At 70.4% G+C, this 10,865-nt stretch carries 12 protein-coding genes; 9 read left to right on the top strand and 3 right to left on the bottom strand.

Going from position 1 to position 10,865, the window contains the following annotated elements:
• Positions 1-49: 49 nt before the first annotated feature.
• The gene (locus ACZ4SF_RS27250) at positions 50-469 is read right to left on the bottom strand and encodes a MarR family winged helix-turn-helix transcriptional regulator (protein WP_468389041.1); all 420 of its coding nucleotides are present in this window, start codon (positions 467-469) and stop codon (positions 50-52) included.
• A 138-nt stretch (positions 470-607) separates the two neighbouring features.
• A complete protein-coding gene (locus ACZ4SF_RS27255) occupies positions 608-1,837 on the bottom strand; it encodes an acyl-CoA dehydrogenase family protein (protein ID WP_468389043.1) in 1,230 nt (409 codons plus the stop codon).
• A 169-nt stretch (positions 1,838-2,006) separates the two neighbouring features.
• Here ACZ4SF_RS27255 and ACZ4SF_RS27260 point away from each other — a divergent pair, with 169 nt between their 5' ends.
• On the top strand, positions 2,007-2,648 hold the full coding sequence (locus ACZ4SF_RS27260; protein ID WP_468389045.1) for a TetR/AcrR family transcriptional regulator: 642 nt from the start codon (positions 2,007-2,009) through the stop codon (positions 2,646-2,648).
• A gap of 58 nt (positions 2,649-2,706) precedes the next feature.
• Here the strand turns inward: ACZ4SF_RS27260 and def are convergent, their stop codons facing one another.
• Complete coding sequence (gene def, locus ACZ4SF_RS27265) at positions 2,707-3,261, bottom strand: peptide deformylase (RefSeq protein ID WP_468389047.1); 555 nt, start codon at positions 3,259-3,261, stop codon at positions 2,707-2,709.
• A 152-nt stretch (positions 3,262-3,413) separates the two neighbouring features.
• Here def and ACZ4SF_RS27270 point away from each other — a divergent pair, with 152 nt between their 5' ends.
• From ACZ4SF_RS27270 to rocD, 8 genes are all read left to right on the top strand, one after another.
• On the top strand, positions 3,414-4,652 hold the full coding sequence (locus tag ACZ4SF_RS27270; RefSeq protein WP_468389049.1) for a MurT ligase domain-containing protein: 1,239 nt from the start codon (positions 3,414-3,416) through the stop codon (positions 4,650-4,652).
• A gap of 20 nt (positions 4,653-4,672) precedes the next feature.
• Complete coding sequence (locus ACZ4SF_RS27275; protein WP_468389051.1) at positions 4,673-5,401, top strand: type 1 glutamine amidotransferase; 729 nt, start codon at positions 4,673-4,675, stop codon at positions 5,399-5,401.
• A gap of 201 nt (positions 5,402-5,602) precedes the next feature.
• Entirely contained in the window at positions 5,603-6,628 is a 1,026-nt protein-coding gene (locus ACZ4SF_RS27280) for a 6-phosphofructokinase (RefSeq protein WP_468389053.1), read from the top strand.
• Positions 6,629-6,812: 184 nt separating this feature from the next.
• Positions 6,813-7,763: a cytochrome c oxidase assembly protein gene (locus tag ACZ4SF_RS27285; protein ID WP_468389055.1), complete on the top strand. Its 951-nt coding sequence runs from the start codon at positions 6,813-6,815 to the stop codon at positions 7,761-7,763.
• A gap of 112 nt (positions 7,764-7,875) precedes the next feature.
• A complete protein-coding gene (locus ACZ4SF_RS27290; protein ID WP_468389057.1) occupies positions 7,876-8,043 on the top strand; it encodes a hypothetical protein in 168 nt (55 codons plus the stop codon).
• Between the two features lie 33 nt (positions 8,044-8,076).
• Positions 8,077-8,562, top strand: coding sequence for an Lrp/AsnC family transcriptional regulator (locus ACZ4SF_RS27295; protein WP_468389059.1), 486 nt, complete (start codon positions 8,077-8,079; stop codon positions 8,560-8,562).
• A gap of 152 nt (positions 8,563-8,714) precedes the next feature.
• Positions 8,715-9,524, top strand: coding sequence for a dimethylargininase (ddaH, locus tag ACZ4SF_RS27300; RefSeq protein WP_468389061.1), 810 nt, complete (start codon positions 8,715-8,717; stop codon positions 9,522-9,524).
• Positions 9,524-10,741 (top strand): ornithine--oxo-acid transaminase, encoded by a 1,218-nt coding sequence (gene rocD / locus ACZ4SF_RS27305; protein ID WP_468389063.1) that lies wholly within the window; start codon positions 9,524-9,526, stop codon positions 10,739-10,741. Before ddaH ends, rocD begins: the two co-directional genes overlap by 1 nt.
• Positions 10,742-10,865 lie beyond the last annotated feature (124 nt).

Below are 10,865 nucleotides of genomic sequence, written 5' to 3' on the forward strand. Positions count from 1 at the left end.
GAGGGGGCGGCGACCCGCACGACGGGACACGAGGCGGCCGGCCGGGTGATCAGCAGCCGGCGCCCGTCGACGTCTCGAGGTTGTGGCTCATGCGTTCCAGGACGTGGACGGCCGTCCGGTACTCGTCGGGAGTGATACCGGTCATGGACAGCTCGCGGAACGCGTCGACGCGCACGGCGACACGGGCGAGACGCTGACGGCCGTCAGGGGTGAGGGTGAGCCGGCCCGGTGCGGAACGCTCCGCCCAGCCGTCGACGAGGACGGTCTCGACGGCCGCGGTCAGTGTGTCGGTGCCGGCGTTGGCGGCAAGGACGGACAGCACCTCGCCGTCGCGGACGCCGGGGGTGTCGCCGATGACGTTCAGGACCTGCCAGACGATCCGCGTGAGGCCGAACTCGGCCAGCATGCCGTTCATGTAGCCGGTGAGGGCCTTGTCGGTGCGGTTGAGCCAGTAGCCGATCGGTTTCATGGGTGCACTCCTCCACTCGCAGTTTACTGCGCCACACATTAACTGTGTCACGCAGAGAATTGCCAGGAGTTTTCCGCACGAGGCGACAACCGGCGCGGCCCTCCCCTTCTCCGAGGAGGGCCGCGTTCACCGACAGCGCTAGCGGAGCGGCATCCCGGACAGGGTCCGCGCGATGACGAGCCGCTGGATCTCGCTCGTGCCCTCGAAGATCGTGTAGATGGCGGAGTCCCGGTGCATCCGCTCCACCGGGTACTCGCGGGTGTACCCGTTGCCGCCGAGGATCTGGATGGCCTGCGCGGTCACCTTCTTCGCCGTCTCGCTCGCGAACAGCTTCGACATGGATCCCTCGGCCGCGGTGAACGGCCTGCCGTTCACCGCCATCCAGGACGCGCGCCACACCAGCAGCCGCGCCGCGTCGATCCGGGTCCGCATGTCGGCGAGCTGGAAGGCCACGCCCTGGTTGTCGATGATCGGCCGGCCGAACTGCTCGCGGGTCGTGGCGTAGTCGAGGGCGACCTCGTAGGCGGCCCGAGCGGTGCCCACCGCCATCGCGCCCACGGCCGGACGCGAAGCCTCGAAGGTGGCCATCGCCGCGTTCTTCACCCTCTCCCCGGCACCGGCCTTCGCCTTCTCCCGGGCCCGGGCGAGCCGCTCGTCCAGCTTCTCCTTGCCGCCGAGCAGGCAGGAGCCGGGCACGCGGACGTTGTCGAGGACGACCTCGGCGGTGTGCGAGGCGCGGATGCCGTGCTTCTTGAACTTCTGGCCCTGGGAGAGGCCCGGCGAGCCCGGCGGGACGATGAAGGACGCGTGCCCCTTGGAACCCAGCCCGGGGTCGACGACCGCGACGACGACGTGGACGTTGGCGATGCCACCGTTGGTCGCCCAGGTCTTCGTGCCGTTGATCACCCACTCGTCCTTGGCTTCGTCGTACACGGCGCGCGTGCGCATGGAGGCGACGTCGGATCCGGCGTCCGGCTCGGAGGAGCAGAACGCGGCGACCTTGACGTCGCTCGCGTCGCCGTACATCTGCGGGATCCAGGTGCCGATCTGCTCCTCGGTTCCGTTGGCGAGGACGCCCACGGCGGCGAGACCGGTGCCCACAATGGACAGGGCGATGCCCGCGTCGCCCCAGAACAGCTCCTCCATCGCCATCGGGATGCCGAGACCGGTGGGGTCGAAGTACTGCTGCGCGTAGAAGTCGAGGGAGTAGATGCCGACCTTCGCGGCCTCCTGGATGACCGGCCAGGGCGTCTCCTCGCGCTCGTCCCACTCGGCGGCGGCCGGCCGGATCACATCCGTGGCGAAGCCATGGAGCCAGTCCCGGACTTCCTTCTGTTCGTCGTTCAGCTCCATGGTGAACTCGGCCATGTCCCCTCCAGCGCGGCAGTGCGATGTTACTAGCGGTAACAGGAGTCTGTTACCGACCGGTAGGAAAAGTCAACCGTCGATGACACCTCGGCATCCCGTTCGATGTCAGGGGCGCGGTCAGTGTTAGTTTGCGCAGGCGTCACCGAATCAGCACGGGTGGGGAGAGCACATGGACACCACACAGCGGACCGATCAGCAGCGGTCCGCCGACCGCCGGCGGCGCGAGCTGCTCGAGGCCGCCGACCGGGTGGTGCTGCGCGACGGCCCGCAGGCGTCGATGAACGCGATCGCGGCGGAGGCCGGCATCACCAAGCCGATCCTCTACCGGCACTTCGGCGACAAGGGCGGCCTGTACGCGGCGCTGGCCAAGCGGCACACCGATGCGCTGCTCGCCTCCCTGCGGGCGGCGCTGGACGCTCCCGCCGAGCGGCGCGAGCGGGTCGAGTCCACGCTGGACACCTATCTCGCCGCGATCGAGGCGCGTCCTCAGGTGTACCGGTTCCTCATGCACCCGGCGGAGGGGAGCGCCGGCGACCACGGGTTCGACGTCGGCAAGCATTCCGCACCCCTGCTCCGCAGGATGGGCGAGGAGCTGGCCCAGGTCATCGAGGAGCGGGTGGATCTGGGTCCGGAGAGCCAGCAGCTGGCCCGGGTCTGGGGACACGGGATCGTCGGGATGATGCACGCCGCCGGTGACTGGTGGCTGGGCGAACGGCCCTGCTCCCGGGCGGAGTTGGTGCGGTCTCTCGCCGATCTGCTGTGGGGGCGTCTCGCCGCCGCGGGGGACAGAATCGGAGGTCCGGGCTTCTGACGGCCGTCGACCGGCCGCGGGTGCGTGAGGGCTCGTCGCGCAGTTGCCCGCGCCCCGGTCAGGCGGGACCGGCCCCCCGGCGCCATGCGGCTCGCTCGATCCGCCTCAGCAGCCGGCGCTTGCGCCAGCCCGTCAGGTGGTCCGCGTACACCCGGCCCTCCAGGTGGTCGCACTCGTGTTGCAAGCACCTGGCAAAGAAACCGGTGCCGTGCACGGTGACCGGCTCGCCGGTCACCGTGAAGCCCTCCACCACCGCATGGTCGTACCGTTCCGTACCCGCCTCCAGGCCCGGCAGGGACAGACAGCCCTCCGGGCCCCTGACGACCACTCCGTCCACCTCGACGAGGCGGGGATTCACCACGTGGCCGAGGTGACGGACGTCCTCGTCGTCGGGACAGTCATAGACGAAGACCCGCAGATCCACCCCGATCTGGTTCGCAGCCAGGCCCACCCCCTGCGCCGCGTACATCGTGGCGAACAAGTCCTCCACGAGAGCCGCCAGCCCGGGGCCGAAATCGGTGACTTCCCGGCATTGCCCGCGCAACGGAGCGTCGCCGAGCAGGGTGAGGGGCCGGACGCGCCCGTGGGCGCCCGGAATGGAACCGTGTCGCATGGCGGCAAGGGTACGGTTCGTTCAGCTCATGCCCGCCGCCGAAGGTGTGGGCCGGGATTCGGGTGTGCGAATGGATCTCGATAGGCTGAGGTCCACACCACGTAGCCGGTAGGCCCCAGGCGCGGCGCGTACGCAAGGAGGATCGAGAACTGATGGCAGGCAACTCGGACCCGCTCTCGCCGCGGGCCAAGCTGGCCGTGACCGCGGGCAAGGCGGTCGCTGCGGCATCCCGCGCCGCGGGACGCGGCAGCGGGTCGGTGATCGGTGGCCGGGTCGCACTCAGACTCGACCCCGATCTGCTCGGGCGGCTCGCCCAGAACCTGGACGTCGTCCTGGTGTCGGCCACCAACGGCAAGACCACGACGACCCGGCTCATCGCGGAGGCCCTGCGTGCCGCGGGCCCGGTCGTGTCCAACGCGCTCGGCGCCAACATGCCGGCCGGCATCACGTCCGCCCTGGCGGGCGGCTCCGACGCGAAGTTCGGCGTCATCGAGGTCGACGAGAAGTACCTGGCCGGCGTGGCCCGGGACACCGGTCCCAAGTGCATCGCCCTGCTGAACCTCTCCCGCGACCAGCTGGACCGCGCGGCCGAGACCCGGATGCTCGCCGAGAACTGGCGCGAGGGTCTGGCCGGCTCCAAGGCCGTCATCGTCGCCAACTGCGACGACCCGCTGGTGGTCTGGGCCGCTTCCTCATCACCGAATGTGATCTGGGTCGCAGCCGGACAGATGTGGCAGGAGGACGCCTGGTCCTGCCCGTCCTGCGGTGGCGTGATGCAGCGTCCGGGCGACGACTGGTTCTGCGGTGAGTGCGGCTTCCGCCGGCCCACGCCGACCTGGGCGCTCTCCGGTGACCACGTGCTGGACCCGCACGGGTCCGCCTGGCCGATCCACCTCCAGCTGCCCGGCCGGGCCAACAAGGCGAACGCGGCCAGCTCCGCGGCCGTCGCCGCCGTCTTCGGGGTGCCGCCGCAGGTCGCCCTGGAGCGGATGTACCAGGTGCAGGCGGTGGCCGGACGGTACGACGTCGTCCAGTTCCAGAACCGCGACCTGCGGCTGCTGCTGGCCAAGAACCCGGCCGGCTGGCTCGAGACGTTCTCCCTGATCGACCCGGCACCCGCCCCGGTGATCCTGTCGGTGAACGCGCGCGGAGCCGACGGCACCGACACCTCCTGGCTCTGGGACGTCGACTACACGCGGCTGACCGGCCACCCGATCTTCGTCATCGGAGACCGGAAGCTGGACCTCGCCGTCCGTCTGGAGGTCGCGAACCAGCACTTCCAGGTCTGCGACAACCTCGACCAGGCCGTGCAGATGTGCCCGCCGGGCCGTATCGAGGTCATCGCGAACTACACCGCGTTCCAGGACCTGCGCCGCCGCGTCGGCAACTGATCTTCGAAGGGGATCACCTCATGAGCGACAACCAACTGCGGCTGGTGTGGATCTACCCGGACCTGCTGAGCACCTACGGCGACCAGGGCAACGCGCTCGTCGTGGAGCGGCGGGCCCGGCAGCGCGGCCTGGACGTGGCCCGGCTCGACGTGCGCAGCGACCAGCCGATCCCGACCTCCGGCGACATCTACCTGATCGGCGGCGGCGAGGACCGGCCGCAGCGGCTCGCCGCGGAGCGGCTGCGCCGCGACGGGCATCTGCAGCGTGCGGTGCAGAACGGCGCGATCGTCTTCTCGGTCTGCGCGGGCTACCAGATCCTCGGCCACGAGTTCATCAACGACCTCGGCCAGCGCGAGCCGGGCCTCGGCCTGCTCGACGTGGTGTCCGTGCGCGGCGAGGGCGAGCGGTGCGTCGGTGACGTGCTCGCCGACATCGACCCGCAGCTGGGCCTGCCCCAGCTGACCGGCTTCGAGAACCACCAGGGCGTCACCCACCTCGGGCCGACGGCCCGCCCGTTCGCCCGGGTGAAGATCGGCAAGGGCAACGGCACCGGGGACGGCACGGAGGGCGCGTACAACGGGACCGTCTTCGGCACCTACATGCACGGCCCGGTCCTCGCCCGCAACCCGCAGATCGCCGACCTGCTGCTGAAGCTGGCGCTCGACGTCAACGCGCTGCCGCCGATCGACGACCGGTGGTACGAGGCGCTGCGCGACGAGCGCATCGCGGCGGCGCAGCAGCCGGCGTAACCCGCTTTCCAGCGGGATTCGAGTGTGGCCCGGCAGGCTCGTGGCGGGCCCGCCTGACGGTCCGTCCGCTCACATGTGCGGGCGCGTCCAGCAGGCGGACGCCCGCTACGGAGCCACCCCCTCACGCCGGTAGGGTGAACGGGAATCCGCCGGACAACGTGGTCCGGTTTCCCGGCCCACGTTGAGAAGGTATTTCGGGCTATGCGCATTGGTGTGCTCACGTCCGGCGGAGACTGCCCCGGTCTGAACGCCGTCATCCGGTCCGTCGTGCACCGTGCCGTCGCCGACCACGGCGACGAGGTCATCGGCTTCCGGGACGGCTGGAAGGGCCTCCTGGAATGCGACTATCTGAAGCTCGACCTCGACGCCGTGGGCGGCATCCTGGCCCGCGGCGGCACCATCCTCGGTTCCTCCCGGGTCCGCCCCGAGCATCTGCGGGACGGCGTGGAGCGGGCCAGGGGGCATGTCGCGGAACTCGGTCTGGACGCGATCATCCCGATCGGCGGTGAGGGCACGCTGAAGGCGGCCCGGCTGCTGTCGGACAACGGGCTGCCCATCGTGGGCGTGCCCAAGACCATCGACAACGACATCGCTGTCACCGATGTCACCTTCGGCTTCGACACCGCGGTGACCGTGGCGACCGAGGCCCTGGACCGGCTGAAGACCACCGCCGAGTCCCACCAGCGTGTGCTGATCGTGGAGGTCATGGGCCGGCACACCGGCTGGATCGCGCTGCACTCCGGCATGGCCGCCGGCGCCCACGCCATCGTCGTGCCCGAGCGGCCCTTCGACATCGAGGAGTTGACGAAGAAGGTCGGCGAGCGGTTCGAGGCGGGCAAGCGGTTCGCCATCGTGGTCGCGGCGGAGGGTGCCAAGCCGCGGCCCGGCTCCATGGAGTTCGACGAGGGCGGCAAGGACATCTACGGCCACGAGCGCTTCGCGGGGATCGCCCGGCAGCTGTCGGTCGAGCTGGAGCATCGGCTCGGCAAGGAGGCCCGGCCGGTGATCCTCGGGCATGTGCAGCGGGGTGGCACGCCGACCGCGTACGACCGGGTGCTGGCGACCCGCTTCGGCTGGCATGCCGTGGAGGCCGTGCACAGGGGCGAGTTCGGCAGGATGACGGCGCTGCGCGGGACGGACATCGTGACGGTGCCGCTGGCGGAGGCCGTGGAGACGCTGAAGACGGTTCCCGTGGATCGGTACGACGAGGCGGAGTGCGTGCTGTAGGGGGTTCGCTCCAGGGGGTGCCTGTTCCGTCGCCGGGTGCCGGTGACTTGTGGCTGGTCGCGCGGTTCCCCGCGCCCCTTTCGGGGCACGCCGCAGCCGACCCCCGGTCGAAGGAGTGACCGGGGGCGGTTCTACTCTTGGGGGCGGACAAGTCGCACAACCCCCACGAAACAGGAGCCGCCGGATGGACCACAGCGGGCACGGCACGATGATGGATCTGCCGCCGTTCACGCTGGGGCGGGGACTGCAGTGGTCGGCGGATCCGTTCTTCCTCGTGGCCTGTCTGGCCGGCCTTGCCCTGTACGGCTGGGGTGTCGTGCGGCTGCGGCGGCGCGGCGACGCGTGGCCCGTGACGCGCACGGTGTCGTACGTCGTCGGCGTCCTCACCATCGCACTGGTGATGTGCACCAGGCTGAACGACTACGGCATGGTCATGTTCAGTGTGCACATGGTGCAGCACATGGTGATCAGCATGCTGTCGCCGATCCTGATCCTGCTCGGCGCCCCGGTCACGCTGGCGCTGCGCGCGCTGCCGGCCGCGGGCAAGGGCCGCAAGGGGCCGCGTGAGCTGCTGCTGATGCTGCTGCACAGCCGGTACATGAGGATCATCACTCATCCGGCGTTCACCATCCCGCTGTTCATCGCGAGCCTGTACGCCCTGTACTTCACCCCGATGTTCGACTTCCTGATGGGTTCGCGGGCGGGGCACATCGCGATGATGGTGCACTTCCTCGCGGTCGGTGTCGTGTTCTTCTGGCCGATCATCGGTGTCGACCCGGGCCCGCACCGGCCGGGCCATCTGATGCGGATGCTGGAGCTCTTCGCAGGCATGCCGTTCCACGCCTTCTTCGGCATCGCACTGATGATGGCGACGACGCCGATGGTGAAGACGTTCGAGCACCCGCCCGGCTCACTCGGCATCGACGCGCTGTCCGACCAGAGCGCGGCGGGCGGTATCGCCTGGGCGTTCAGCGAGATCCCGTCGGTGCTGGTGCTGATCGCGCTGCTGTTCCAGTGGTACGGCTCCGAGCAGCGGCAGGCCAAGCGCAAGGACCGCGCAGCCGACCGGGACGGCGACAAGGAGCTGGAGGCGTACAACGCCTATCTGGCCTCGCTGAACGCGGGCGAGGGCTGAGCCGGAGCACCCCGCGGGCCGGAACCGTGTCGGTTCCGGCCCGCAGCCCTGTCCCGCCCGGGCCGGAAACGGGGCACCATGGTCATGGACGGACCATGAGGAGGGTGTCGCGATGCCCGGTTCCACGAACGGTTCCACCAAGACGATGGGTGCACTCACGGTCGGCGGTCTGGTCGTCGTCACCGCCTACACGGTCGCACTCGGCAGCAACGGCTGGCTGTGGTTCGGCTGGGTGGTGCTGGGGCTGCTGACACTCGCCCTGGCGGTCACGCAGTCCTGAGCCGCTCCCCCGCGGGCTGACTACAGTGCCCGCATGAACAGCAGGACTCCCTCGTTCGACGAGCTGGACCGCCAGATCATCACCGCGCTGATGGCGAACGCCCGGACCAGCTTCGCCGAGATCGGCGCGGCGGTCGGGCTGTCCGCGACGGCGGTCAAGCGGCGGGTGGACCGGCTCCGGGAGACCGGTGTGATCACCGGGTTCACGGCGACCGTGAAGCCCGCCGCGCTGGGCTGGCGCACCGAGGCGTACGTCGAGGTGTACTGCGAGGGCGCGGCCCCGCCCCGGCGCCTGGCGGAGGTGGTCCGCAACCACCCGGAGATCGCGGCCGCCATGACGGTGACCGGCGGCGCCGACGCGCTGCTGCACGTGCGGGCCCGGGACGTGGAGCACTTCGAGGAGGTGCTGGAGCGGATCCGCGCCGAGCCGTTCATCCGGAAGACGATCAGCGTGATGGTCCTGTCCCACCTTCTCCCGGAAAGCCCGGAAGCGGGCGCCACCCAGCCGGCACCGGAATGATCCCGGACCTGCGCAGCAATCGTGCGAATACGCGGGCCACAACGCAGCGATGCTGCACATCCAAGCAGCTCTCCTCGCTTGTCGCTCGCCTTCCTCCCTTCATACCGTGGTAACACCCCCAGTGACACAAAGGAAAACGGAGGAAACCCTCTGTGTCCGACGCACGTGTGGCGCGTTCCCGGCGCTTTCTGGTCTGTGAACCCAGACATTTCGCCGTCCAGTACGCGATCAACCCCTGGATGCATCCCGACAAGCCCGTCGACGTGGATCTGGCGCAGGAGCAGTGGCAGGCGCTGATCCGCGCCTACCGCGCCCATGGCCACACCGTGGACTGCCTGGAGCCGGTCCCCGGCCTGCCGGACATGGTGTTCTCCGCCAACGCGGCGTTCGTGGTCGGCGGCCGGGTCTTCGGGTCCCTGTTCCACGCCCCGGAGCGGCGTCCGGAGTCGGTGCACTACGACACCTGGTTCAAGGGGTCGGGCTACGACGTGTACCGCCCCGAGTCGGTGTCCGAGGGCGAGGGCGACCTGGTGTGGACGGGCCGGTACGTGCTCGCCGGCACCGGGTTCCGCACCACCCGCGAGGCGCACCGCGAGGTGCAGGAGTTCCTGGGCCACCCGGTGATCGGCCTGACGCTGGTGGACCCGTACTTCTACCACCTGGACACGGCGCTGTTCGTCCTCGACGACGACAACGTCTGCTACTACCCGGAGGCGTTCTCGCCGGGGAGCCGGGAGGTCCTCCGGCGCCTGTATCCGGACGCGGTGCTCGCCACTCGTGAGGACGCGCTGGTGTTCGGCCTCAATTCCGTCTCGGACGGCCGGAACGTCTTCATCGCGCCCGCGGCCGAGGCGCTGGCCGAGCGCCTCGCCGGCCACGGCTACGTCCCCGTCCCCGTCGACCTGTCGGAGTTCCACAAGGCCGGCGGAGGCATCAAGTGCTGCACCCAGGAGATCCGCTGATGACCGCACCCGCGCGCACTCGTACGTCCGCCGATCTGATCCGCGCCGAGGAGTCGGTTCTCGCACACAACTACCATCCGCTGCCCGTGGTCGTGGCCCGTGCCGAGGGCACCTGGGTGGAGGACGTCGAGGGCAACCGCTACCTCGACATGCTGGCCGGTTACTCGGCCCTCAACTTCGGCCACCGGCACCCGGCGCTGATCGAGGCCGCCCACCGCCAGCTCGACCAGCTCACGCTCACCTCCCGGGCGTTCCACAACGACCGGCTGGCCGGGTTCGCCGAGCGGCTCGCCGGGCTGACCGGCCTGGACATGGTGCTGCCGATGAACACCGGCGCGGAGGCGGTGGAGAGCGGCATCAAGGTGGCCCGCAAGTGGGCGTACGACGTGAAGGGCGTCCCGGACGGGCAGGCGACCATCGTGGTCGCCGCGGACAACTTCCACGGCCGTACGACGACCATCGTCAGCTTCTCCACCGACGAGACCGCCCGCGCCGGCTTCGGTCCCTTCACGCCCGGCTTCAGGATCGTGCCGTACAACGATCTGGCGGCGCTGGAGGAGGCCGTCGACGAAACCACCGCCGCGGTGCTGATCGAGCCCGTCCAGGGCGAGGCCGGCGTGATCATCCCGGACGAGGGCTATCTGGCCGGCGTCCGTGAGCTGACCCGCCGCAAGGGCTGCCTGTTCATCGCGGACGAGATCCAGTCGGGTCTCGGCCGCACGGGCCGTACCCTCGCCGTCGAGCACGAGGGCGTCGTCCCGGACGTGCTGCTGCTCGGCAAGGCGCTGGGCGGCGGCATCGTGCCGGTGTCGGCGGTGGTGGCCCGGCGCGAGGTGCTGGGTGTGCTGCATCCGGGGGAGCACGGCTCGACGTTCGGGGGCAATCCGCTCGCGGCGGCGGTGGGCACGGCCGTGGTCGAGCTGCTGGAGACGGGTGAGTTCCAGCGCCGGGCGGCGGAGCTGGGGGTGATCCTGCGGGACGGGCTGACCGAGCTGGTCGGCAAGGGCGTGACGGGCTTCCGCTCGCGCGGACTGTGGGCCGGCGTGGACGTCGACCCGGCGCTCGGCACCGGTCGTGAGATCAGCGAGCGCCTCATGCGCGAGGGCATCCTGGTCAAGGACACCCACGGCTCCACGATCCGGCTGGCTCCGCCGCTGACGATCACGGCGGAGGAGCTGCGCTCCGCGCTGGCCGCGCTGGAGAAGGCGCTGGCCTGAGGAGCGGGCGGGGGGGGGGGGGGGGGGGCCCCCCCCCCCCCCCCCCCCCCCCCCCCTCCCCCAACCCCCCACCCCCCCCCCCCCCCCCGCCTTCTCCCCCCCCACAACGGCGTCCGCCATGTCC

The organism is Streptomyces sp. NPDC027663 (assembly GCF_055566415.1).

Coding starts and splice junctions, on each gene's coding strand:
- ACZ4SF_RS27250 (WP_468389041.1), bottom strand. CDS start 469: ATGAAACCGATCGGCTACTGGCTCAACCGCACCGACAAGGCCCTCACC.
- ACZ4SF_RS27255 (WP_468389043.1), bottom strand. CDS start 1,837: ATGGCCGAGTTCACCATGGAGCTGAACGACGAACAGAAGGAAGTCCGG.
- ACZ4SF_RS27260 (WP_468389045.1), top strand. CDS start 2,007: ATGGACACCACACAGCGGACCGATCAGCAGCGGTCCGCCGACCGCCGG.
- def (WP_468389047.1), bottom strand. CDS start 3,261: ATGCGACACGGTTCCATTCCGGGCGCCCACGGGCGCGTCCGGCCCCTC.
- ACZ4SF_RS27270 (WP_468389049.1), top strand. CDS start 3,414: ATGGCAGGCAACTCGGACCCGCTCTCGCCGCGGGCCAAGCTGGCCGTG.
- ACZ4SF_RS27275 (WP_468389051.1), top strand. CDS start 4,673: ATGAGCGACAACCAACTGCGGCTGGTGTGGATCTACCCGGACCTGCTG.
- ACZ4SF_RS27280 (WP_468389053.1), top strand. CDS start 5,603: ATGCGCATTGGTGTGCTCACGTCCGGCGGAGACTGCCCCGGTCTGAAC.
- ACZ4SF_RS27285 (WP_468389055.1), top strand. CDS start 6,813: ATGGACCACAGCGGGCACGGCACGATGATGGATCTGCCGCCGTTCACG.
- ACZ4SF_RS27290 (WP_468389057.1), top strand. CDS start 7,876: ATGCCCGGTTCCACGAACGGTTCCACCAAGACGATGGGTGCACTCACG.
- ACZ4SF_RS27295 (WP_468389059.1), top strand. CDS start 8,077: ATGAACAGCAGGACTCCCTCGTTCGACGAGCTGGACCGCCAGATCATC.
- rocD (WP_468389063.1), top strand. CDS start 9,524: ATGACCGCACCCGCGCGCACTCGTACGTCCGCCGATCTGATCCGCGCC.